Genomic DNA, 24,247 nt, shown 5'->3' with positions numbered 1-24,247 from the left:
GCTAACCGAATAATCCTGGTCTTGGATTGTTTGGTTAGCAGTTTTAAGCGGAACCGGGTGCCTTTTGTCGCACGTTTCGGCCATATAGATGACTACACAAAAAACGAGTCTGGGGTTTCCAGGCTCGTTTTTGTCGCTTAAATAATCACTTGCGTCACAGGGCAACCTTAATGGCCGCCGCAATCGTGCCACCCAGCAGCGGGCCACACATTGGTACCCAGGCATACCACCATTCACCACTGCCACCATTTGGCACTGGCAAAATCGTGTACGCCAGCCGTGGACCCCAGTCACGGGCTGGATTAATCGCGAAGCCCGTGGTCGTCCCCAGGCCAGTCCCAATAACCAGAATCAACGTCCCAACGATAAAGGGTTTCAGCCCTTGCGTGAAGTTCCCTAGGTTCAGCAGAACAAAGACGAAGCCAAAGGTCGCAACCGTTTCAGAAATAAAATTATAAAATGGCGATTTGATTGCTGGCCGCGTCGCAAAGATCCCAACCGTGTTGCCTTCCGCTTCACCCTTACTGGCCTTAAAGTGTGGGGCAAATTGCAGGATAACGATTGCCGCACCCACAAAGGCACCGAGAAATTGGCCGGCTAAGTAAGGTAAAACATGTGACCATGGAAAGAGACCAAACAGGGCAAATGGAATCGTGACGGCTGGATTCAAATGTCCATCTGACCCCAATGCGCCGGCCACATAGACCCCCATCGTAACGGCCAATCCCCAGGAAGTGCAGACAAACAGCCAACTTGATCCCTTAGCATAGGACTTATTCAGGTTCAACCCAGCACCCGTGCCGGCTCCGAGCAGGATTAAAACCATGGTCCCAAAAAACTCACCGATAAATCCATTCAAAATTGACACCCACCTTTTCTAAGTATTACCATTTTTACTGGCAATTCTATCTTAGCAAAGGCGAGCGGTAGAATTTTATGCTGTTCACCTTTGAACAAGTGAACGCGGCTAAAATTTGCTATTTCTTAATCGCAATCAGCCGCTAAAATTTTCGCTTGCATTATCGAACGTTTGTTCGTATAATACTATTTGAGGTGATGATCATGGAACAACGCGCATTCAACGGAAAAATAATGGCTGACCCGAAAGTCCTCAAGCTCAGTCCCCTACTCATCTTTGCTAAGGTTGCCGACGAGACCGGTAACGTTCACAACTGCCTGATTCACCAACACGGCTTGAACTTCCTGTACCAGGCCACGTCCGGAGCACGAGTTGCGCTTTATGGGCACCTGAACCAGCGCAAACAATTTGTCGTGACCCACTTTACTGTGGTGGCCAGTTCGGCTTCTGTGGCTTCTTAATGCTAATAAAAATGGACCGAGCCCGTTAAACGGGTTGTCCATTTTTTAATGCTTGTACAATCTAAATTTTGTGTCCACAGCAAGGATGTCAATCGCCCCTGAATGAATTCAGAGGCTTGTCGCTCACGTGTCTGGCGACACAGTAGTCCAGCATGCCTGATAGGCACTCCTACTCGTAGTGGCAACATCATCGGGTAATTGACGGCTACCCGTTTAACTTGCCAGGTTTACCCAGCAGTTGTTAGCTTCTTAATCTTTGGGCGCTTGACACCGTTCAACCAGCTTTGCCCAAGCATTGCAATATTCATAGCTCCTAATCTGTCATCGTTACAACGATACTGGCACTGCTGACACCAATACTCGTGAGTTTCGTGATGGCGGTTGTTCTTCTCAACTAGCCCACACTTCGGACATCTCTGTGAAGTGAATGCTGGATTCACTTTCACGACAGTGCTCTGAATAGCCTGCGCCTTGTATGTTAAGAATGACTCTAGCTGGAAGAAAGACCAGGAACGATGGCTATTACGCAGAGATTTAGGTAAGTCATCGGTATTGAATGTTACGTTGGTTAAGTCTTCCAAGACAAAAAGTGTATGCGACCCATATGCTGCAACGAGTGTCTTAGCTAGCCAATGGTTCACATCGGTCATCCAGCGGTTCTCTCGTTGAGCTAGTCGTTTCAGCTTCTTCTTGGTAGATTTAGTACCTTTACTTTGTAGTTGTCGACGAATTTCTAGGAACTTCCTCCGCTTACGTAAGATTTTTTGACCATCAAAGAATAGCGTTTTTCCTTCACTATCAAAAGTGGTTGCTAAAAAACGTAATCCTCGGTCAATACCCACAATTTGAGGGTTATCCTCGGGATTGAAATCACTAGTTTCCTTTGTGATACCAATATACAAAAACCACTTACCCCGATTGTGAACCAACTTAGCGGTACCTAGTTTCCAATCCTCGGTAAAGTATTTTTCAAATCCTTTGCTGGTGAATCCCAACTTAGTCCGTTTACCTAGAGTGGTTATCGAAATTTGTTGCATCTTGTCTACAAAAGAGTAATTACTCTGACGTACCAAGTCTGCTTGTGGCCGACGAAACTGGATGGGTTGCACTAACCAGTTCAGGTCCCTGGGAACTTGAACCCAGTTGTTTTCTTCGTTCCTGTAACGGTAAGGATGCTGTTTCATCTGTTCCTGCACTGTTTTGTAGCGAGTTACTACTGTCCGAAAGACAGACTGGACCATCTGACTATTGAGCGGTGATTTTTGTCTAAATATTTTGTATAGATGGTGATTGATTTTTAACCAGCTTAATTGAAACTCATGGTCAAAAATCCATTGACTGACAACATTAGCTAATCGTTGATATTCTTGACTCATTGCTAGAAACTGTTCTGCTTGATTCGTGTCTGGATAGAGTCTCAGCTTGATTGTTCGTCCTAATTTAGCCAACGGATACCTCCCCTGTAGATTGGGTTAAGTATACCATGTTTAGTCCTCTAGGGGAACGTATGTTTCAGAAAATATTATTAAGTTCTGGCATTCATCCCGCGATTAAAATCGCGGGTTTTCTGCCTGGTTTTTTAATAAAACGTTTTTTCCTGAATTCTCCCAATAATTCGTCCCGTATCTGAAATTCGGAAGACCCAAAAACCCGGTAGACAGTCTAAGTGTCGTAACGAGCGCGTAAAATCAGGATGAACCGCCACAGCAACCTCTTTTTCAGGAAGATTTTCTAATCCCAGTCGTTTAGGCCATCCAAGAATCGCATTGTAGCGTTCTGACGAGAGTCGAACCATTTTGTCAAACAATTGTCCCTTGACGACTTTGGTAAATCCCTTATCATCAAAGCCATACTTTCTATCTCGTGTGACGAAAGAAAAGTTAAACGCCAAGCGATCCGGTTCAAAGTTAAGAACTTTTCGCTTTCGCAACTCAACCTTTTTTCTCGCAGACTTCTCGTACTTGGGTGTTAACCGGAGTTTTGTCACTGAGCAACAACCTCAGCAATAAAGAAGTCTTTCATTAGCTCAAGACTGATGACGGTATTTTGAGGTGTTTCCAACCACGGCCGCTCCTCATGCGTTCGCCGCATCAACTCGGTTGCTGATTGATCCCCAAGGGCCGCCCATACAGCTGTCAATACGATGCCTAGTCTGGAATATTCAGAAATACTCTGATAGTCATTGACTGCAGTTATGTCGTCAGTTAAATTTCCAACGATTCCCCGCCGATTCTGATATTTTTCGTGGACCTCACGTACCACCGGTCCAAACTGCCAAGCGAAGAGGTCATTGGCAAAAGCCTTCTCACCATAAGCTGCTAAATACGTTCCCTGAACGTAATACAGCAGCTTCATGACCTTCATTTGTGTTAACTCATCGGCTTGAATCGTTCGCATCTCTGCATTACTGGTCACTCTAAACCAATTAACAATTTTGAACACATCGGTCATCGGCTCTCGCCCCTTTCACTTGCGTCTTAACGACTACAGGTAGTATACCCGCTAACTCAGGCTCTTGTAAACGAATTGCCGCGATTCTCATCAACTAATAACAATCGTGTCTGATTGGTTTAGTTGCTTGATACTTCCTGCATGACATTGACTTTTCACCTAAAAATACCCAAGACTGCCAATCAAAAAATACGCCTGACTACTTGCCCTAAAATGACAAATAATTAGACGTATTTTTCTTGTTTTCCGGAACATCCCCCGACTCCAGGGAACTTTTGTGTAGAAAGACTGCAGTCGGGGGACGTCCCCTTTTACCATCAGCTCACAAGCCAACAGCCCCCATTGCCACTTCCTCTGGAGGTGAAAGGTGGCAATGACCTTACGACTTACTTCTGTGCGCCATATGCGTTGCCATAATTATAGCCTTTAGGGTTCGTTTGCTTGGTCAGTTGCTTACTGGTGTAGTAGTACGGGATATCAACGGGCAACGAAGACAAATTCTTAGCATGAAGCACCTTAACCTTCTTGCCGTTCACCTTAGCAGTGACGACCTTGTAACTCGAAAGGGCATCCTTAGCCGTCATCGCACGCTTAGTGGTGTTCCAGCCGCCCATTTTAGTCGACTTCCCGGCCTTATAGGCAAAGATCCAGCTATCTTTACCCTTTGGCAATTTCTTAGCTGGGTTGTATTGATGGAGCACGTATTTATCCGTGCTTGCTTTCGTGGTTCCCCACCCTGCCCATTTCATGGTTAGGCGCTTAGCGGTAAAGGTCAGCTTACTGTACGTAAACTTCCCGTTGTCGTTCTTTTCATAATGGTACCAGGTAAGCCGTAACGACTTAGGGAACGCCTTCAACGACTTCTTAGCCTTGGCGTCAGCCGTCACGCCTGGTGTGGCAACCACGACTGCGGCGCCCAGGGTCGTGGCGACCATCACTGCACTGACGATTTTCAATAATTTCATTTTGGGTCTGCTCCTTTGCAGTTATTAAAACTTCAGTCGAATCAATCTCTAGCTTAAGTCACCAACGGCCGTGCTCAAAGCTTGGGCAAACGTTCCCATAGTTGAGGCAACTTCATCCAGGTTATCTGTGATGGGTTCCAGATTATCTAATTGCTTAGCCATAGCATCCAAGTTCTTCCGTTGAGAGCCAGAGAAACGGTTTTTGAACACAGCATACGCGTTAATCAAAGCATCTTTATCTTTAGCTGCTACCTTGACCTCGTCTTCACCATAGTACCCATTATTTCCCCAACTGTTATCGATTGAACTTGCCAACGCATCGTAACTACGTTCACCTGGGGTGTCTTTATCATCACGGTTAACTGGCATCAATGCCTTCAAGTAAGCCGTATAGGTATTATTCAGCCGCTTCTGCTTGTTAAACGGGGCCTTCCCAGAACGCAGATACTTCTTGTAGATCCAGCCAGACTTGCTGCCGGACTTGATGTAGGCCAGGGTTCCCTTCTTACCGTGGTTCTTAATAACGGCCTTCTTGGTAGCGGTCCAGGTGGTATAACGGTACTTGCTCATTTTGTACTTGCGGTGCGTCAATTTGACACTACTGTAAATGTTTCCCATGCTCCCGTGATAGGTCTTGTGGGCAACCTTACTAGTCGACAACACCTTGACCTTACTCTTCGCACTGGCTGGTGTCGTCAAACTGGGGGCAACTAACACAATACTCAGGGCAGCTAACAGCCCCGTCTTCATTAATTTATTCATGATAATCCCACTTTCTAGAACTTTTTGTTCTCACTTAGATTAGGTGTTACTTGTAAGCCTTGACCTTGAAACTCTTGTTGGCCGATAAAACGAAAAACGACTGATGACCCTTGACCTTGCCGTTATAGCCCGCCTGTAGTGTCAGCTTCTTGGCTTTGGTCTTCACGACCTAACTAAAGGTTAACCGCTTCGTGACCTTTGCCAACTTGACACTATTAGCCGTCACGATTTGCACGTTTTTAGCCGGCGTAAACACGCTCAACGGAATGTTGGTGACGGTTAATTTGCCGCTGACCTTCACCGATTTGCCAGACTTGGTCCGCTTGGCCTTGACGTTCGTCAGCTTATACGTCCAGCGATTTTCCTTGGCCTTAACGCTGCTATCACTGGTAAGGCCTAGCTCAATGCCTTGTTTCAGCGTGTATTGCTTGCCGTTATACATGACGACCTTCTGACCATTGACCTCCGTCACCGTAGCCTTGACTGGCTGCGGCTTGGCCTGGGCCGTCGTTGAACCTGTGACTAAGGCCCCGCCTAAGCTCAACGCGACCAGCAAGCCGGCGAGTCCGCCTTTCACTATATCCATATGTACATCCTCCTTCACCTGACAAACCGGATTTCCGATTGCCGGCACAACTGTCTTGGTACCGTTTCACCAGACACTCGTAATCATACACGTTGGGGATGTCACATTATGTCGTTTGGTATCATCCGCTAAATAAAATAGCAACTTTTTTATTTTTAACGTAAAAATCCGGGGGTCATTGGCAATTTACCCTACCAAAGACTCCCGGATTTTACCTTTCGCGTGCCTATGCTTCACGATTACAATTCACCGGTCCACTTAACCAAATGCCATTTCCCCTCACCGCCAGCCCAGAATAACGTCTAAAATCGCCGTGAGCGCGTCGCATGTGAAAATTGGTATAGTCAGACGTTTTCGCCCGTCAAACGCGTCCTAGGACACTAAAACGGCTACTGATGGGTCGTTAGACGTTCAGGGCTAGACCCGATAAGCCAATTTCACCCCCGGCTGGCAAAAAAGCACCGCCACAAAATTCGTAGCGATGCTTTCATTTAAAGTTTAAGTTTAGAGCCGAGCGTTTAATTCCTTGCCCAACTTTTCAAAACCAGGCTTGCCTAACAGGGCGAACATGTTCACCTTGTAAGCTTCAACACCGGGTTGGTTGAATGGGTTGATCCCGTTCAGGTAACCAGAAATGGCAACGGCAACTTCGAAGAAGTAGATCAAGTAACCCAACGTGTATGGCGTTTGGTCAGGGATGTGGACGCCCATGTTAGGGACACCCCCATCGGTGTGGGCTAAGACGACCCCTTGGCCAGCCTTGGTGTTGACAAAGCTCATTTGCTTGCCTTCCAAGTACTTCAAACCATCTAAGTCATCGGCCTCGCTAGGCACGTCAACGTCGTTTTGTGGCTTGTCGACGGTGATGACCGTTTCCATCAAGTTCCGGCGACCTTCTTGGATGTATTGACCCAAGGAGTGCAAGTCGGTACTGAAGTTTGCGGATGATGGGTAGATACCCTTCTGGTCTTTCCCTTCGGATTCACCCATCAATTGCTTCCACCATTCTGCAAAGTACTGCAGACGTGGTTCGTAGTTCTCCAGCAATTCAGTGGTGTAACCCTTGCGGTATAAGATGTTCCGCAAAGCAGCGTATTGGTAAGCTTCGTTCTTGGTCAAATCAGGGTTGGTGTAGGCGTCTTGGGCGTCAGCGGCCCCCTTCATCAATTCATCGATGTCAGCGCCAGATGCGGCGATTGGCAACAGACCAACGGCAGTCAAGACGGAGTAACGACCCCCAACGCCGTCAGGAATGACAAACGTTTCGTAACCAGCAGCGTCGGCTTCAGTCTTCAAAGCGCCCCGTTGCTTGTCGGTCGTGGCGTAGATTCGGCTCTTGGCCCCATCGGCACCATACTTCTTGACCAACATATCCTTGAAGATTCGGAAGGCGATAGAAGGTTCCGTCGTGGTCCCAGACTTCGAGATGATGTTTACAGAGAAGTCACGGTCGCCAATCAAGTTGATCAGGTCATGAACGTAGTCCGGACTGATTGAGTTCCCAGCGAAGAAGACTTGTGGTCCTTGACGCTTTTCTGCTGGTAAGTAGTTAAAGAACGTGTCGTGTAAGAAGTCCACGGCCATCTTGGCACCCAGGTAAGAGCCCCCGATACCAATCACAATCAAGACTTCAGAATCAGAACGAATCTTCTTTGCTGCGGCCTTGATGCGGGCAAATTCTTCCTTGTCGTAATCATGGGGCAGTGCCAACCAGTCACGGAAGTCACTACCGGCTCCGGTACCTTGGCGTAATTCAGAATCTGCAGCGGTGACAAGCGCTTGCATTTCTCCAAGTTCGTTGTCATGAATAAACGGATCAAGTTTGGAACGATCGAAGGCGATATGTGCCATATTTAGATAACCTCACTTTTATTGTTTTGACTAGTCCATTATAACGCATTCCCCTTAAAAGTAAATGGTCTAGTCCACACTTTTTAAGAAAATAAAAAGGGACGCCAACCCACGTTAGCCGTCCCTTATAACTATTTCATTAAACCGAGCGTAACCCCACCAGCAACAACTAACAGAGAGCCAATTGTGATGTAGACCATTTCGCGTCCAGTCTTCTTTTCACCCAGTAACCAGATGCTCCCGAACGTGGAAATAACGATCCCACATTGTGCCAGGGAGTAGCTGATGGCCAAGCCGACCGTTGGAATGGACATGAACATAAAGAAGTTCCCAATGCCCCAGACCAAACCGGTCATGATGTTCTTGGCGGTTGCCTTGTGCCAAACTTTTTGGCGGGAGAACATTACGAAGATCAAGGCCCCTAAGATCATCCCCAAAGATTGTGGGAAGATGATGGTCTTGGAATCCAAGCCGGATGCCGTGACGATAACCGTGTACAGCACGTAACCAATTGTGGAAATCACGATGGCGATTGAGCCCCGACCCGCTTCAACGGGTTGACTCGAACCGGCTGCGGCGCGCTTGTCACGCAAGGACGTCATGGCAGCCCCGATGATCAAAACGATCACGGCAATCGTGCCCATTGTCACCATCTTGGTCGTCTTCCATTCATGGAACAGCAGGACCCCGGCCAACGCCGTCCCCACGAGTTGTAACCCGGTGGAGATAGGCACCGTCCGTGAAATCCCGATGAATTTCATGGATTGGAATTGTTCAAACTGACCGACTGACCAGCACAGACCGGAGGCAACCCCGACCAACATGGACATGCCGGTTAAGGCACTGTGGAAGTAGACCAATGAGAAGATTCCGAATAAAACGGCCCCAGCGGTCATCCCTAACGTCTGTTGGTAGGAAGTCCCACCCAGACGGCCACTGATCAATCCAATACTTCCCCAACAAACCGTGGGGATCAAAGCTAATAATATACCCATAATGCAAACCTCAACTCTCGTTTCATCTCTGTCGTTTCTCTCTGTAAGCGCTTCTTAATTAGCATTAGTAAGTGTAAATGTTTCTTTTCGAAAAGTAAACCATTGTTGTGCAAAAAAAGGACCAATTGGTCAGTGGTCTATCTAACCAAGTAGTCCTTCTTGTGTTCATTTTCAATCGTTTTCATTAATCAACCGACAAGAGTAAACCCTTTAATGATTCACTATGACGGTCGGCAACGTTGGTCAAAAAGTCATTTGGCGAACCGTACGTATTGAAAGCAGTTACATGACCGGTATAATTTTCTACCGCAGCGTTAACCGTTGACTGTAGGTGCTTCATGGAATACGTTGGCGCGGTCGCCGTAACCAGGATCTTCGTCCCCGTCGTTGCGACCTTCAAGGCTTGTTCAACCAGGGGTTGTAAGTCCTGTTCCAGCGTAAAGGTCCGCTTCTTACCACGGATAAAGGCAGGTGGGTTGATCATGATCATATCAAAGGTCAGCCCATGCTTGCTGGCGTAATCCAAGTAGTTGGTCACGTCCATCGTCCGCATTTCAACGGGAGCTTGTTCCAGGTTGTTGGCAGCCAATTGCGCCTGCAACGTGGTTGTCGCCCGGTTCGTGGGGTCCACGCTGACAGCGTCAACGGCTCCACCAACCATGGCAGCGGCAACTAACCCAGTTTCCGCGCTGAACAAGTTCAAGACGCGCTTTTGTTGGCCGTTTTGCTTAGCCCAGTCCCGGACATCCCGGAACTCTAAGGCTAACTGCTGCCGACTCAACGTCAAATCAACGGGATACGTCACGCCGTTTTCCAAAATATTGACGGGTTGTTGCCCCAGGTCACCACTGATCAGTTGCGTCTTTTCTTGCCCAGGAGTAACGGCCACAATGGTCTGGTCCTTGCCCATGATGCGTTCGAAGCCCGCGTAGATCAGCCGGGCTTGTTGCTTCAGTGCGTCATTTTGCCAACGGAAGACGTAGATGCCCTTGTAAACATCAACGACTAAGCCACCGAGGCCATCGCCGGTCCCGTTAAATAGCCGATAGGCATCCTGGTTGGCAAAGGCGTTCCGCTTGGCAGCGGCGGCCCGGAACTTGCCGGTAAAGAAGCGTTCGTCGATGGGTTCGTTTTCCTTCAGGCTCAGCACGTAGCCGATTCCCCGGTGTTGCTTGGCGAAGTAAGCCGTCGCCACGAAATGGCCATGGTTTTCCAATTGGACCCAGGCCCCGTTATCAAAATCCTTGTTATTTTCTAAGTCGGTTAAAGCGACAATGGGATAGCCGTCCTCAAACTTACGGACGGACTTCCCGGTAATTTGTACTCGTTTCAAAAGTTTCCTCCTTAATGGTTCCCTCATTGTATCATGTTTAGCCCCAAAACACTCCCGCGAATTCCCTATTCCGTGGTTTTTGCGCGTTGCGAGTTGGTTTGGTGCTGATCGGGGAAGATGACGGTAAAGGTCGTGCCGACCCCTTCCTTACTGGTCACGCTAATTTTTCCGTGATGCAGTTGGACCAGCTGGTGCACGATGGACAGCCCTAAACCGGACTCGCCATACTTGGTATTCTTCCGCGAAGGATCGGCCTTGTAGTAGCGTTCCCAGATATTTTGCAGCTGCTCGTCACTCATCCCCATCCCGGTGTCGGCCACCTTGACGATGGTCTCCTCGTACCCGCGCTGAGCTGAAATGGTGATGTGCCCCTGCTGGGTAAACTGAATGGCGTTTTGCGTGATGTTAAACATAATCTGCACAAACCGGTCGTAGTCGGCGTACACCGCAATTTTCTCGGGCGACTGTAACTCTAAGACGTCGCCGGAATCATCGGCCTTTTGCTTGAGCTGTTCCACGATGTTGTGTAGCGCATCGACCGCGTTGAACTCGTGGAGGTTCAGGGCAATCTGGTTGGACCGAATCTTCTCGTAATCCAGGTTTTCGTTGACCAACCGAATCAAGCGACTGGTTTCACTCCGCATCAGATCGATGCTCTCTTCCTTGCTCTCTTCGGGAATGGCATCGTAGGCCAAGCCTTCCAGCAAGCCGTTAATGGTGGTCAATGGCGTCCGCATTTCGTGGGACGCGTTGGCCATGAATTCACGGCGCCGTTGCTCCTGACGTTGAATCTCTTCTTGTGAATCCTTCAACGAGTGAGCCATGCCGTTGAAATCATTGATCAAGTCATCAATTTCATCGCGGTTGCGACTCGCCATCTGAATGTCATAATTTCCCTTAGACACCTGATTGGTCGCTGTCCGCAGTCGGTTGATTCGTGACGTATAGTACCGAGCTAAAATGTAGCTCGCCACTACGGCCACTAAGAACGAAACCAATAGTGCCCGAATCAAATTGCGGTTGATTTGGTTCACGTTGGTGTTGATGTCCGAGACGAAGGCCCCCATCACTACGACCGCCACTAATTTATGATTATAGAAGTAGGGTTTCATAACTTCGGTCATCGCCGGACTGACCCGACCATTCTTGTTACGAACCCGGCGATCGACGACTTTGTGAATGATTTGGTTATTTTTCAACTTCTTCCAATCTGACTTATCGATGGCCTGTTGGTAGACGTTGGCGGGAAAAACGATTTTATTAGTTGCACTGTAGATGGTCGTGCTGACCGCCTGGTTCTGTAGCAGCTGTTCACTGCTCTCGAGCGAGGTCGTGTCAAATTGCACGGTGTTGGGCTTCTGCGAACTGATTCGCAGGGACTGCTCAATCAGACTGTTTGAATATTTTTCCAGCGAGTTCCAGGTGTTACTGTACACCATGCGCCGGGTCATCTGCGAATACGACACGCCCATGATGACCAAAATAATCATAATGGCCGCAAAGAACCCTAACATCTGTTGATACATGAGTTTCATTGCTTGTTTGCTCCACTGTCATCGAATTTATAACCGACTCCCCAAACCGTTTGAATGATTTGCGGACCAACCTTTTCAATCTTCTGCCGGAGCTTTTTAATGTGGGCGTCCACGGTCCGTTCATCCCCGTAATACTCGTAGTCCCAGACCAGCTGGAGGAGTTGTTCGCGGGAGAAGACCTGCCGAGGCTTCTGGGCCAACGTCTTCAGGAGGTCAAATTCCTTGGGCGTCAGGTCCTCAATCTGTCGGTCGTTCAGGTAGGCTTCCCGGGTCTTGGTGTTGAGCTTAAAGTTTTCCGTGACCACGTCAAACGCCTCAGTATCATTGGCGGTATCATCTTCGGTGGTCTTGGAAACGGGTCCCAACTCGGCGCGCCGGTGCAGCGCCTTGATCCGCGCAATCAACGTGATGGGACTGAAAGGCTTGGTGACGTAATCGTCGGCCCCCATTTCCAATCCCAAGACCTGGTCACTTTCGGAGTCTCTGGCCGTTAACATGATGATCGGCACGGTCGGCGAAAGTTTACGAATCTCCGCGCTGACCTGCATCCCGTCCATGCCGGGCAGGTTCAGATCAAGCGTGACCATGTCCCAATCATTGGGCGTGGCGGAAAACATCTCGACCGCTTCGTTGCCGTCATAGGCAAACTGCGCGTCCCACTGTTCCTTCTTAAAAAACATCGACATCATTTGCGAAACTGAATGGTTATCTTCTATCATTAAAAGCTTCATCGTTACCTCCACTGATTCCAACGTTATCTGGATTCGGTGCCGGCAAAAAAGTTCGTCGCTCATAGTTATCCTGAAGTTAACAAGTTAATCAGAAGTGGTGGTGATAGAACTATGAAGTTTCTGTAACTTTTAGCCGGTAACCGTTTTCTCTTCTATTATTTAAGGGTCATCCTGGCTGATAACGCCCCTAACACTTGAATCGCTTAAAATAGTTGTGCTGGTCACTGCTGTCAGTATAAACTAATTTCTGGCTGGGAACTACTGACACCGTCTCCGGATTGGGGCCAGTGTCATTCCCGGTGAGCACTGAAATCGGACTCACCCTCACATTATACCGTTCAATTCAAGTCCTGGGTACCACATGGGGCGGCCGTTTTTCAAAATTGCGTCCGGTCTCCAATTCAGCATACATCTTTTAGCTTAAAACAAGTTAGACGGATTGACCAGCGTTCCACAGCACCAGCCGACTCAGTCCCCTACCAAAAATTTATGTCGTTTACGGCCGATTCAAGTCAAATATTTTGCAGACGGGCTCAGATATGGTACACTGTATCAGTATCGAAATGGGGCCGTTCTGGATTCGACTGGTATAGGTTGAAGCTTGACTGCGCGTCGTAGCGGCATCTACGTTAAAAGGTCCAGTTTATTATAACTGCAAAAAATAATAACAATTCTTACGCTTTAGCTGCTTAATAGGCGCTTAACGTAGATCCTCCTAGGCTTGCCCGCGGTCTAGATCTGGGTCCTAAATTTAACGGGCTTACGCTAACGGCTCCCACCTGAAGTACGTTAGAAGAGATGAATCAGGTTAGCTGAGTATGTGGGCCCTGACAGGCGGCAAGTTATTCAGTGAAACTTTAAGTAGTCTGCCTATGCGTGTAGACGTTAAGTTGGCAATATGCTAGGACGCGGGTTCGATCCCCGCCGGCTCCATAAAGCACCAGAAACGGATTGTTATAACCCCTTTAAAATGCCGGTAATACGGCATTTTTATTTTGTCCAAAATGTATTAATCATCAAGATATGGTCGCCAACGGGACTCTTTCTGGTAACCAGCACACGAGAATCATCATGTAGGGCGGTGAAAATCGTAAAAAATCCATTATTGTCAGGGGAATGTCATATGAAGATGCAACGCAGACTAAACATTGCGACGATTATCCTTAGTATAATTGCCGGTGGTTTATTATATATTAAGATAACTGATTATTATCAACTATCGAATGTATGGGTAGATTTGCCCGACGCGTCATTGAAAAACTATATTTTGCGTTTATGGATTTTAGCAGGCGCTTTAATTTTAAGTGATTTGGTCTGGTTTTATCTTCGTTCTAAAGATTTAGACTTCAAAACGTGGAGTGGCTTCGGATTCTTGATAGTCGTTCTGTTAGGATGTATTTTTCAATTCACCCAAACACCAAATTATAAAAACTACCATGAAACGCCTTACGCCATAAGTGCTACTACAGTGGAAAAACGAATAAACGCCAAGTCCTTCGATCCGTATAAGGATTTCCCGATTTACTTTTATCGAAAAACAGATTCTACTTATAAAGGCGTACACCATCAAATTCGGCAATTCTCATTGGAACAGCAAAATGATATACCAAGTATTGACCTAGCAACACTGGAGAAAAAACTGGGTAAGAAAAGGTATGCCGTCGTTCTTAAAAACGCTAAGATAAACTCTAATAGTGCTTTCTTTATGAAGTATTATGATGACAATGGTGATGCTCATAGAATAACGTTCAACAATCTACAAGATTCTGAAAACTTAAATAAAGCATTTAAGTTTATGACTGATCACTAATTGACGACTTCATTACATCAGCTATCGGTTTCCTGACGCTAAGTCATCATATTTTCAATTGACAATTAACCTTTAAATTGGACGCCGAAAGGGTTGCCAACTGCCATTTTTAACGGCTGACGGCCCTTTTCAATATCGCTAAAATTTAAAAAATTAGAATTCAGCGTTACCTGGCGTCCGTGGGTATAGTAGGCTTTCTGGGTAACCAGCTTGTAAAATCATACATAATATGATTCTATAAAACCACTGTGTTTTTGAGTATGCTTTTCGAACAAGCAGCTTATTCCCCGAATACGTATATTATATGTTATACTCTAAGTACAAAAAGATTTTGGAACATTGAGTTCACCAAAGGCCCTGACTATTGGAGTAGTCAGAGCCTTTTTTATACGTTTATGTAAAACTAAACGGGTGGGTTAGAAGTTACCTAAAACTACCTATGCCGTCTACGGTCTAACCAGTCCGCAAATAAGGCGACTAGGATGCCAACAACAAGTGGCGCAAAAAGATTTTGAAACATGAGAGTTCACCTCCCCACTGTTGCTAGTGTGGGTTAGGCAACTTCTCTATTATCAGGTATGGCGACTAGGATTGCAATGCATTGCGTCGAAAGTGCTACTAACATCAGAAAACACATCAATATCTAAAAATTAAAATATCTGTTTTTGGAATCAACCTTGCACTCTTTGAGTCTGTACGCCACTTTGCCACTGATAAATAACTCGCTAGCTGCGCGGCTAACGGGTTTTCTTTTACACTTTTTCTGGACGACAAAGGGCTGCCAACCGCTATTTCTAGCGGCTGACAGCCCTTTTCATTTTCCCTAAATTTCAAAAAAATTAGAAGTCAGCGTTACCTGGGGTCCGTGGGTAAGGGATCACGTCGCGGATGTTTTCCATCCCCGTCACGTACATCAGTAACCGTTCGAACCCGATACCGTAACCGGAATGTGGCGTTTCGCCATACTTCCGCAAATCAAGGTACCATTGGTATTCTTCTTGTGGCAAGTTGTTGTCCTTGATCTTCTTGGCCATTTCAGCGTGACGTTCCTCACGTTGACTCCCACCGATCAATTCACCAATACGAGGAACCAATAAGTCAGCGGCAGCAACGGTCTTACCGTCGTCGTTATCGCGCATGTAGAAGGCCTTGATTTCACGTGGGTAATCTGTCAAGAAGGTTGGGCGCTTGTAAACCTGTTCACACAGGTAGCGTTCGTGTTCGGCTTGTAAGTCGAGGCCCCAGTAGACGGGAACATCAAACTTAACGGGTGCCTTTTCCAACTCTTCAATAGCTTGCGTATAAGTGACTTGGGCAAATTTTTCGTTGGTCGTTTGGTGTAACCGGTCCAACAAGCCCTCGTCAACGGCGCCGTTCAAGAAGTCTAACTCATCCTTGGCGTTGTCTAACAGGTAGTTGACCACGTACTTCAATAACCCTTCGGACTCGTTGATGACGTCTTGCAGGTCGGCAAAGGCCATTTCTGGTTCGATCATCCAGAATTCTGACGCGTGCCGGGCCGTATGTGAGTTTTCTGCCCGGAAAGTTGGGCCGAACGTGTAAACGTCACGTAAAGCTAAGGCAAAAGCTTCAACGGGCAGTTGGCCACTGACCGTCAAGTTGGTTTCCTTCTTGAAGAAGTCTTCGTGGTCATCGACCTTGCCATCTTCTGTCTTAGGCAGGTTGTTCATGTCCAGCGTGGTGACCCGGAACATTTCCCCGGCCCCTTCGCTGTCACTACTGGTGATGATTGGCGTGTTCACGTAGGTGAAACCGTGGCCCTGCAGGTATTGGTGAATGGCAAAGGCTGCCAATGACCGAATCCGGAAGACCGCGTAGAACGTGTTGGTCCGTGGCCGCAAGTGGGCCATGGTCCGCAAGAATTCATAGGAATGCTTCTTCTTTTGCAGCGGGTAATCGTTGTCGGAAGTCCCTTCCAACGTGATGGACTTGGCGTGAACTTCTAAGGGTTGCTTAGCGTCTGGCGTGTAAACGACCGTCCCCACGACCTTGATCGTTGAGCTCAGTGGTAACTTCGTCAGTTCTGCATAGTTTTCAATGTCACTCTTCATCACGATTTGGGCATTCTTGATGGTTGAGCCATCGCCGAGTTCGATAAAGCCAACCCGCTTAGACCCCCGCACCGTCTTCACCCAACCGTGTAAGACAACTTCTTCACTTTCGGCAAAGTGTGTTTCGCCGAATAAATCTCTGACTAACGCTTCTGTCATTTGTATTCTCCTTCTCTGAGCACTAAAAAAAGACCCAACATCCCCATAATCAAGGGACGAAAGATCTTTCCGCGGTACCACCCAAATTGTTTTAGTAATCAAAACCAACTTTAATAAACGTACTATCATACGCTCCGCTTGATAACGTGGCGGATCACGGCGCGGCCTACTCTCGAAATTTCAGCCGGCAACGAAAACGGGGTTATCCCCACCTGACGAGTGACTAAGCTCTCACTATCCTTAGTTCGCTAACCGTCGTAGCAGGCTGGGCGTTGGCCGTTTTTATTGTCTTTAAGCTTATGCAACTGTTGTCAGATTAGCACAAGTTGCGCCGAGTTACAACTGAAATTTCTCGGCGCAGCTTAAAAACGCGCGTGAAATCTAGGTCAAACGGGCAATCTGGGTTGCCACCGCCTGACTGGTCGGCTGACAGGTGACGGATGCCCGTTGGCCCAGGTGCGCCAGCTGAGCTTTGCTGTTAACCCAGACGCTGGTCCGCGCGCCGGCCAACATTTCCAAATCATTTTGATCATTACCAAATGCAATGTAGTCGGTCACGCCCAAGTGTTGCAGGGCTGTGGCCTTGTTAATATTTTGGGCCGTAATGTCTAGGTTGCCCTCCCCGGTATAACTGACGACTGCCAAGCCTTTCCGGGCGGCCAACGTACGGTGCAGGTCGGTGGCCTGCCGTGGCGGCAACCCCAGGAGCACGACTTTCACGGCCGTGGTAATTTCTGCTAAAGTGACCCGTTGCGCCAAGTGCGCCGGATCGATTCGTTGGGCAAGGGGATGTGTTGGTGTGACCCGTGCGGCGTAGTCCCAGCGGCCATCGACCACGTAATCCAGATTGGCCTGCGCAATGACCCCACGAAGCCGATGAAAGTCTGCCGTCTGAATGGGCGCAACGACTTCGACACGGCCGTCCTGAGCCACGAGGGCCCCGTTGGCACCAATCAGTTGGGCATGCTTAAACCCAGGAATAATCGGCATTAAGTCCCGAATGGGCCGTGCTGAAGCAAAAATTATCCGGTGGCCCCGTTCCACCAACGCCTGAATGCTGGCTAAAATTTCCGCCGCAATCGTTTGCCCATCAAAACTCAAGGTGCCGTCCACGTCAAATACAAAGGTCTTCATGCCCACTACCCCCAAAATATTAAGTTGATAAGCTCAATCCTACCATGGATAGTGGACCCTGCCCATCACATTCGTCACCACCCCTTAAGCGAGTTTACGGCCAATTTATCTTGGATATTCGCCATTTTCAGCGGCAAATTATTTCAATTTTCTAGTGATTCACACGCTTAGTCACTCACCGGATCACCACTTATCTGCGTGAAAAATTCTCAACGACTGACATCCGCCGTTACTGAACTGTCTTAATCTGTAAACGTCATGAGACACCCCCGCAACCTTTCATCGGTATACTCGAAAGTGTCGTTAAGGCTTTCACCGTTTATCTATAGAAGCCCCCGACAAATACTTAACCATTGGAGTGACACTTATCACTATTCGAACGCGTCTCTTACTCAGTACGCTTGGTGCCAGCGCCCTGTTCTTTATCGGCACGACCACGGCCTCGGCCCACATGACGGCCCAGGCACAACCGGCTACTCAGACTAGTCAGGTCGCCACGACGACTGGCCGACCAGCCACCTCCTCGACTACCTATGCCCACACGACGGCCAACTCTTCAGCGGCCACGGCCACCACAACCAGCAACGTCGCCGGTGGCAATGGCTTGAGCACCGCGCTAGCCATCGCCAACAGTGGCACACCATACGTTTACGGTGGCAATACACCGGCCGGTTTCGACTGCTCCGGCTTGGTCCAATACGCCCTCGGGTTAAGCGCTCGGACGACCACGCAGCAGGCCACGCTGGGTGCCCACCACTACGACGTGGCCAACGCGCCCGCTGGTGCCATTCTATTCTGGGGTTCCGACAGTCAACCGTACCACGACGGCCTATCGCTGGGTAATGGCTCTTACGTTGCCGCCCAAAACCCAACGGACGGTATCGGCGTCTTCAGCCAAACTTACTTCCAACCTAGCTTCTACGTGATTCCTTAACAACACGTTCGGTACAACCAACTAAACGCCAAAATGGCCCGGGACAGTAATTGTCTCGAACCATTTTGGCGTTTTTAGTTAATCTATTTCCTATTTAAGCCCGGCCAAATGCCTGCAACAGTTGCGCCGTGTAGGCCACGTCCTGCTGATAATCGGCAACCCGCACGTTTTCGTTTGGCGCATGCGGGCCTGACCCCGCCCAGGTGGACCCGAAGGCCACGATAGGCGTGTGCAGGGTCTCATCAAATGGTGCCTGTGGCCCGGTTCCAGCCGCATTGGGCACCAATTTCACGTGGTCCCCGTAAACCGCCTTGGCCGTGGTCAATGCCGTTTGCACGAACGGGTCGGTCAAGTCTGACCGGAAGGGTTTTTCACCTAATAAGTAGGTCACATGGACGTCGTCGAAACCATTGCGGTCCAGCTGCGCCTGAATCAATTGGGCAATCTTATGTGGCTCCTGGTTCGGTACCAACCGACAATCCAGCTTGGCTTGGGCAAACTTAGGTAGGACGGTCTTGACGCCATCCCCCTCGTACCCACTGGTCAGGCCGTTGATGGTCATGGTCGTTGCGTTGACCAGCGCCGTCGTCGGTTCACGCGTAACCAACGGCCGCTTCAACCCAAAGTTCTGGCGAGTCGTTGCTTCATTGAAGGCTAATTGATCCGTTGCCTGTTGCTCCACGGGCGTCAAGGCGCGCACGTCATCGTAAAAGCCGTCCACCAACACCTCGTTGTTCGGACCCCGCAACGACGCTAAGGCGCGGGTCAACCGCCAAGCTGCGTTGTCCGCGTAAGCCGCTAGCGATGAATGCAAATCGTTATCGGCCGTTTGGACGCTGACCTCGAAGCTCATGATGCCCTTCACGCCACAGGTGACGTTGAAATTCTCGTCCGCATCCTTGCCGCCGGTCTCCCACACCACCACGTCAGCCGCTAAGTCCGCTGCGTGTTGCCGCACCATTGGTTCAATGTGTCCACTACCAACTTCTTCTTCACCCTCGACGATAAACTTCAAGTTACAAGGTAAGCCGCCGCTGTTCTGGAGGGCCTTGACCGCCGATAACCGGGCCATCAGCTCGCCCTTGTCATCGGAAACGCCCCGGGCAACGTACTTCCCATCAATCTCTGTGAGGGTAAAGGGTTCCGTGTGCCATTCATCTAAGGGTTCCGGTGGTTGCACGTCATAATGGTTGTAGAACAACAGCGTCTTGTTCGCATTGCCGGTCGGTCCAGCGGCAAATGTCGCGAACACAAAGGGATTGCTCCCAGCCACATCCCGCCAAACTTCCACGTTGGCGCCTAACTTCTGAAAGGCCTGTTCCAAGAACACCACCGTTTCGGGGATTCCCCGTTTCTGCGCGGAGACCGTTTCCAAATGTAAGTAGTCTGCCAGTCGTTGCCGATCCTCGGCTAGGGCCTGATTGACGGCGCTCTGTAACGTTTCTGCTGCTGTATCTGCCATGAAACCACTCCTTCGATATTTTCTTGGTTTAAACTGATTGTTTTGGCGCCTCCGGGATGGTGAAAATGGGCCGTGGCGCGGTTCTGGTCGTTCCCGCCGGCGGGGTCAAAACGCCCTGCTATGGGGTCGGTTCCAGCCTGAGAAACAGGCTTCCACCTCAACTTTGAGCCAAAGACCGGTCTCAAAGCCTGTCCCGTGGACTAGGTTGGGAAAAGTTCGCCCAACCAAGACCACCGACACAGCTGGCCATTTTGCCCCGCCTCTGGTCACTAACACAGACTTCGCTGCCCATTTTCACCATCCCTGCGGCTAACACTGGTTTAACCCACAACTAGCGAATCCATTAATCTAGTCGTTTTTTACTTACTACATTGATTCTGCGATACCCATCCATAATTGCAGTACGAAATCAGATCAGCATCCTACGCAACTGGCAATCCCCCACCACTACCAGTGACCAGAGGTGGGTCAAGGTTGCCCTGCTGTGTCGGTCATCTTAGCTGAGGTTTCTCACTCAGCTTAGATGACGGGACGACCTTTGAGACCGGTTTTCAGGCTCAAAGTCGAGCTGGAAGACCGCCCCTCAGGCTGGAAGCGTTCCCCACAGCAGGGCAGCCTTGACCCCACCGTCGGGAACGACCAGTGCCATCAATCAAACCCGTTATTTCCAGTAAGCGTAACGGTATTGGGCGGCGGTACTGAAGGTGCTGTACTTCACGCCCCCGACCTTGTCGCTGACCAGGTTGACTTGAGCTTGCTGGTACAGTGGGTTGAACACGCCCAGCTTAGACAGCCGTTGACTGGCTTCCTTCAAAAGCGCAAACCGCTTCTTGGCGTTGGTTTCCGTTTGGGCGGCCAGCATCAATTGGTTGTATTTCTTATCCACGTAGTTCGAGAAGTTGATGGAGTTGCCCTTCATGAACAGGTCGAGGTCGGTGGTTGGGTCTGGTTCATCCCCGGTCCAGCCGAACGTGGAAACGTCAAAGTTGCCCTTGAACATCTTGTTGATCTGTTGCGTCAGTGGCATCGAGGAAATCGTGACGGTCAGTCCCGGCATATCCTTTTGCCATTGACTTTGGATGTATTCGGCCACGTTCTTGGAACCGTCGGAATCATTGGTCAGAAGCGTGATGTTAAATTTACCCCCGCCCAATTCCTGCTTGGCCTTGTTCCAGAGTTGCTTGGCCTTGGCATCGTTGTGTGGCGTGTAGTTCCCGGTGCTGACGGCGAAGTCCTTGCCGTTGTTCGGGTCCTTGGCAACCCCTTGGGCCACCATGTTCTTCAATGGCACGGACCCATCCTGGTTGACCTTAGTGGTTAATTCTTTCCGGTTGATGGCCAGGCTAGCCGCGGTCCGGAAGTTTTGATTGCCACCCAACTGCGTTTTGGTGTTGAAGTATTGGATGGACACGGCCGTCGTTAACGTCTTACGCATCTGCTTCTTCAGTTTGGCGTTGTTGGCCGTCCCGGTGACCGTGGTGCCGGAAATCTTGGTTTCTTGAACCTTGCCGGCGGCGAATAACTTTTCAGCCGTCGAGTCGGTCTTGACCACTTGCACGTTGACCTTCTTGATCTTGACGCTCTTGGCATCGTAGTACTTGTTGTTCTTCACGTAGACCCAATTGTCCTTGGTCCCGTTCCACTTTTTCAGCACGTACGGCCCATTGGCCACAACGCGATTGGAGTTGGTCCCGTACTTGGCGCCGTACTTTTTAACCAGGGTCCGGTTGACGGGCAGGTATTCGGTCGCCGCTTCGTAATTGAAGGACGGGTTCTGGCGGGTCAGGTTCACTTGTAATTTGTATTTGCCCAACGCCTTAACGCCTAACGCGGACGGTTGTTTCGTGCCCTTCTGAACGGCATCGTAATTCACAAACGTGGCAAACCGGTTGGCGTATTGCGCCTTAGTCGTTGGATCGACCTGCCGGCGGAAAGACTCGACGAAATCCTGGGCCGTGACTTGGTCGCCGTTGCTCCATTTGGCATCGTGGCGCAGCGTAAACGTATAGGTCTTCCCATTGTTCGTGGGCTTCACAACTTTGGTGGCAATCGCTGCGACCACCTTACCGTTATTGTCCTGACGATATAAACCTTCAGTGGTCTGTTTCATCATGTAAAATGAGTACGCATCCGTGGCCTTATTGGGGTCAGCCGTTTGTAGCTCGGCTGGCATGGTCACGTTCAACGCCTTGTTCTGGTTGGTCGCCGACTTGCTTGACCCACAACCGGCTAAGGTACCAACCACCATTAATCCCAACAATCCTAATCCAAATCTCTTATCCATCGAATCCCTCCAAACTTTTCATATTCTGGTAAGCCTTTAGCTGCCGTGGTAAAAAAAGAGCACCCTCAACAGAATTTTACTTCTGCTAAGGGCGCTCAACGCGCGGTACCACCTCATTTACGACCTTAAGTCGTCACTTAACGGACTGCCCGGGACAATCCGCTCGCACGATAATGGGTGCCACCAACGCGGTTACTAGAAAAAATTTCTTCACCACTTCACTCCGAAGTGATTTTCGACCGGGGGCCTGTCTCCCCTCACACCAAACGGGAGTCGCTGGTCAGTGCCGCACCAATCTAATCGTCTTCATCAACGCTAATTATTTACCTGCAATCTAGCTTGAAGATAAGATTAGACTTTGATGAGAAATATGTCAAGGAGTTTTTAATCTAATTTTCATTTTATGCCCGTATCCGGTTGAAAATAGCCGACAGAGCTGGTTGCGACCCACTTGGCTTGCGTCAAGGGTTTAAACGCGGCACTCTTCCCGGTCACGATCACGCCGGCAAATTTGGCCTGATCCAGCTTGGGATAGCGTTTGGCAAAGTGGTTGGCGTAGGCGAGCACGTCAAAATTGTTATACGTCATCCCACTCGCAGTGGACAGGGCCTCGTGACGGAACCACCGGTAGTTTTCCGCGGTGAATTTGGCCTGGCTAGCTCCCTGGAAGCCAACAAAATTATTGTCCATGATGGTGGCGTCGGCCTTGCCAGAAACGCCGGCCCAGTACCAGTTGGCGTGAACGCCGGCCGGCAACTTGGCGTTAATTTGTTTCAGGGTCAGTCGGTGGTCAAAGGTCAGAGCGACCTCAGCCAGGTAATGTTTCTGTCGCACGACCTGCCGGACCTCGTGGGCGCGCTGAACCTCGGACTTCTGCCGATTAACGTTGTAGAAGAGCGGAATTTTGTGTTGGGTAATGCGGTCATAGGCCGCCGTGTCGCTGATGTCCGTGGCATTCGAAAAGCCGCCCCCACGGCCCAGCAACCAGGTATACGGCCCCCGATTGGCGGACCAATTCTCGCGGGCCCCGTCAATATCCTTATAGCGGTGACTGACCACGGTGCCCCCAAAGAAATCGCTATTCTCCAAAAATTGATCACTGATTTGAATGTTGGGAGACAGCACCGCGTTGATCACGTCAAACGACCGATTGATCTCATCGGACGCCCGCTTAGCCTTGACCCTGGTCATTTGGACAAAGGCCAGTCCCCCACCGACCATGATCACCAGAATCAAGCCGATTGTGATGCTCCAACGACGCCACTTGACCCGGCGCGCTAGTTTTTGAAATTGTTGCTCCTCATTCATGCTTCCTCACTCCTCAATATTCTTTCCAACTTGCGATAAACGCGTTGCAGGCGCATCTTTACGGCTGCCGGGCGAATCCGTAACTCCTGGGCAATGGCGGCCATCGATAGCTCCTGATCGTACCGCAACAGTAACAAGCGGCGTTCCTTGGCCGACAGCTTTGCCAGCGCCGGTCCCAAGGAATCTTCAACGGGTGGTTGCCGGGTCACCATTTCCGGGCGTAAGTATTTCTCGACCAAATCTCCATAACGCTGGTCACGCCGATACTGATCCAGGTAGGTGGACCAGGCCACCCGGTACAGGTATGGCCGCAGCTTGTCCGGTGGCAAGACCAGCTCCATTTCCAAGACCTTCACAAACACGTCTTGCACGATGTCCGCCGCCGTCTCCCGTTGTGCCCCGCGGCTGATCAGGTAGCGCTGCAGCTCGACTGCCAGTTGCGTGACTAATTTTTGATACGCCTGTAGCTGCATCCTGCTGCCTCCCCCTCTCACTGAGATAACGAACGACTCGCCCAAAGGTAACGTTTTTTCTGAAAAAAGTTTCTCTAGCCGC

General features: G+C 49.5%; 22 protein-coding genes, 1 other RNA gene and 1 other annotated feature. Of the genes, 4 read left to right on the top strand and 19 right to left on the bottom strand.

Features of this window, described 5'->3' with window-relative positions:
- Positions 1–154: 154 nt before the first annotated feature.
- The gene (locus EKM84_RS09990; RefSeq protein ID WP_125765622.1) at positions 155–859 is read right to left on the bottom strand and encodes an MIP/aquaporin family protein; all 705 of its coding nucleotides are present in this window, start codon (positions 857–859) and stop codon (positions 155–157) included.
- Between the two features lie 203 nt (positions 860–1,062).
- On the opposite strand from EKM84_RS09990, the gene EKM84_RS09985 reads away from it, so the two are divergent.
- Positions 1,063–1,320, top strand: a complete 258-nt coding sequence (locus tag EKM84_RS09985) for a hypothetical protein (RefSeq protein ID WP_225418185.1) — start codon at positions 1,063–1,065, stop codon at positions 1,318–1,320.
- 227 nt (positions 1,321–1,547) lie between these two features.
- Here the strand turns inward: EKM84_RS09985 and EKM84_RS09980 are convergent, their stop codons facing one another.
- From EKM84_RS09980 to EKM84_RS09930, 11 genes are all read right to left on the bottom strand, one after another.
- Positions 1,548–2,768: an RNA-guided endonuclease TnpB family protein gene (locus EKM84_RS09980; RefSeq protein WP_125765621.1), complete on the bottom strand. Its 1,221-nt coding sequence runs from the start codon at positions 2,766–2,768 to the stop codon at positions 1,548–1,550.
- A gap of 131 nt (positions 2,769–2,899) precedes the next feature.
- Positions 2,900–3,307 carry a hypothetical protein gene (locus EKM84_RS09975; RefSeq protein WP_125765620.1) on the bottom strand — a complete coding sequence of 136 codons (408 nt, stop codon included), beginning with the start codon at positions 3,305–3,307 and terminating at the stop codon, positions 2,900–2,902.
- Positions 3,304–3,771, bottom strand: coding sequence for a Panacea domain-containing protein (locus tag EKM84_RS09970; RefSeq protein ID WP_125765619.1), 468 nt, complete (start codon positions 3,769–3,771; stop codon positions 3,304–3,306). Before EKM84_RS09970 ends, EKM84_RS09975 begins: the two co-directional genes overlap by 4 nt.
- 386 nt (positions 3,772–4,157) lie before the next feature.
- A complete protein-coding gene (locus EKM84_RS09965) occupies positions 4,158–4,736 on the bottom strand; it encodes a hypothetical protein (protein WP_125765618.1) in 579 nt (192 codons plus the stop codon).
- Positions 4,737–4,784: 48 nt separating this feature from the next.
- Positions 4,785–5,498 carry a hypothetical protein gene (locus tag EKM84_RS09960; protein ID WP_125765617.1) on the bottom strand — a complete coding sequence of 238 codons (714 nt, stop codon included), beginning with the start codon at positions 5,496–5,498 and terminating at the stop codon, positions 4,785–4,787.
- A gap of 169 nt (positions 5,499–5,667) precedes the next feature.
- The gene (locus EKM84_RS09955) at positions 5,668–6,084 is read right to left on the bottom strand and encodes a hypothetical protein (RefSeq protein WP_125765616.1); all 417 of its coding nucleotides are present in this window, start codon (positions 6,082–6,084) and stop codon (positions 5,668–5,670) included.
- 504 nt (positions 6,085–6,588) lie between these two features.
- Positions 6,589–7,935 carry a glucose-6-phosphate isomerase gene (locus EKM84_RS09950; RefSeq protein ID WP_125765615.1) on the bottom strand — a complete coding sequence of 449 codons (1,347 nt, stop codon included), beginning with the start codon at positions 7,933–7,935 and terminating at the stop codon, positions 6,589–6,591.
- A 131-nt stretch (positions 7,936–8,066) separates the two neighbouring features.
- The gene (locus tag EKM84_RS09945) at positions 8,067–8,930 is read right to left on the bottom strand and encodes a GRP family sugar transporter (protein ID WP_125765614.1); all 864 of its coding nucleotides are present in this window, start codon (positions 8,928–8,930) and stop codon (positions 8,067–8,069) included.
- 184 nt (positions 8,931–9,114) lie between these two features.
- Positions 9,115–10,263 carry a class I SAM-dependent methyltransferase gene (locus tag EKM84_RS09940; RefSeq protein ID WP_125765613.1) on the bottom strand — a complete coding sequence of 383 codons (1,149 nt, stop codon included), beginning with the start codon at positions 10,261–10,263 and terminating at the stop codon, positions 9,115–9,117.
- A gap of 65 nt (positions 10,264–10,328) precedes the next feature.
- The gene (locus tag EKM84_RS09935) at positions 10,329–11,798 is read right to left on the bottom strand and encodes a sensor histidine kinase (protein ID WP_125765612.1); all 1,470 of its coding nucleotides are present in this window, start codon (positions 11,796–11,798) and stop codon (positions 10,329–10,331) included.
- Positions 11,795–12,529, bottom strand: coding sequence for a response regulator transcription factor (locus EKM84_RS09930; protein ID WP_125765611.1), 735 nt, complete (start codon positions 12,527–12,529; stop codon positions 11,795–11,797). Before EKM84_RS09930 ends, EKM84_RS09935 begins: the two co-directional genes overlap by 4 nt.
- A gap of 565 nt (positions 12,530–13,094) precedes the next feature.
- Here EKM84_RS09930 and ssrA point away from each other — a divergent pair.
- Both ssrA and EKM84_RS09920 read left to right on the top strand, forming a co-directional pair.
- Positions 13,095–13,465: a transfer-messenger RNA gene (gene ssrA, locus EKM84_RS09925) on the top strand.
- A 187-nt stretch (positions 13,466–13,652) separates the two neighbouring features.
- Positions 13,653–14,339, top strand: coding sequence for a hypothetical protein (locus EKM84_RS09920; RefSeq protein WP_125765610.1), 687 nt, complete (start codon positions 13,653–13,655; stop codon positions 14,337–14,339).
- A gap of 433 nt (positions 14,340–14,772) precedes the next feature.
- Here EKM84_RS09920 and EKM84_RS09915 read toward each other — a convergent pair whose 3' ends face one another.
- The 3 genes from EKM84_RS09915 to EKM84_RS09905 all read right to left on the bottom strand — a co-directional run bounded on the left by EKM84_RS09915 (position 14,773) and on the right by EKM84_RS09905 (position 17,704).
- Entirely contained in the window at positions 14,773–14,859 is an 87-nt protein-coding gene (locus EKM84_RS09915; RefSeq protein ID WP_125765626.1) for a type I toxin-antitoxin system Fst family toxin, read from the bottom strand.
- 319 nt (positions 14,860–15,178) lie between these two features.
- The gene (gene asnS, locus EKM84_RS09910; protein WP_125765609.1) at positions 15,179–16,570 is read right to left on the bottom strand and encodes an asparagine--tRNA ligase; all 1,392 of its coding nucleotides are present in this window, start codon (positions 16,568–16,570) and stop codon (positions 15,179–15,181) included.
- 381 nt (positions 16,571–16,951) lie between these two features.
- Complete coding sequence (locus tag EKM84_RS09905) at positions 16,952–17,704, bottom strand: HAD-IIB family hydrolase (protein ID WP_125765608.1); 753 nt, start codon at positions 17,702–17,704, stop codon at positions 16,952–16,954.
- Between the two features lie 358 nt (positions 17,705–18,062).
- Here EKM84_RS09905 and EKM84_RS09900 point away from each other — a divergent pair, with 358 nt between their 5' ends.
- The gene (locus EKM84_RS09900; protein ID WP_225418184.1) at positions 18,063–18,638 is read left to right on the top strand and encodes a C40 family peptidase; all 576 of its coding nucleotides are present in this window, start codon (positions 18,063–18,065) and stop codon (positions 18,636–18,638) included.
- 94 nt (positions 18,639–18,732) lie between these two features.
- Here the strand turns inward: EKM84_RS09900 and EKM84_RS09895 are convergent, their stop codons facing one another.
- The 4 genes from EKM84_RS09895 to EKM84_RS09880 form a co-directional block, all read right to left on the bottom strand.
- A complete protein-coding gene (locus EKM84_RS09895) occupies positions 18,733–20,100 on the bottom strand; it encodes a M20/M25/M40 family metallo-hydrolase (RefSeq protein WP_125765607.1) in 1,368 nt (455 codons plus the stop codon).
- Positions 20,101–20,761: 661 nt separating this feature from the next.
- Positions 20,762–22,384, bottom strand: a complete 1,623-nt coding sequence (locus EKM84_RS09890) for a peptide ABC transporter substrate-binding protein (RefSeq protein WP_125765606.1) — start codon at positions 22,382–22,384, stop codon at positions 20,762–20,764.
- An 84-nt stretch (positions 22,385–22,468) separates the two neighbouring features.
- Positions 22,469–22,706, bottom strand: a binding site (T-box leader).
- Positions 22,707–22,780: 74 nt separating this feature from the next.
- Positions 22,781–23,692 carry a sigma factor regulator N-terminal domain-containing protein gene (locus EKM84_RS09885; RefSeq protein ID WP_125765605.1) on the bottom strand — a complete coding sequence of 304 codons (912 nt, stop codon included), beginning with the start codon at positions 23,690–23,692 and terminating at the stop codon, positions 22,781–22,783.
- On the bottom strand, positions 23,689–24,165 hold the full coding sequence (locus EKM84_RS09880; RefSeq protein WP_164511372.1) for an RNA polymerase sigma factor: 477 nt from the start codon (positions 24,163–24,165) through the stop codon (positions 23,689–23,691). The genes EKM84_RS09885 and EKM84_RS09880 overlap by 4 nt, the downstream gene beginning before the upstream one ends.
- Between the last annotated feature and the right edge of the window lie 82 nt (positions 24,166–24,247).

The sequence above is a fragment of the Levilactobacillus mulengensis genome (assembly GCF_003946045.1).
Lineage (GTDB): Bacteria > Bacillota > Bacilli > Lactobacillales > Lactobacillaceae > Levilactobacillus > Levilactobacillus mulengensis.
The sequence above is the reverse complement of the archived record's forward strand: the minus strand, read 5'-3'. Positions and strand labels throughout refer to the sequence as shown.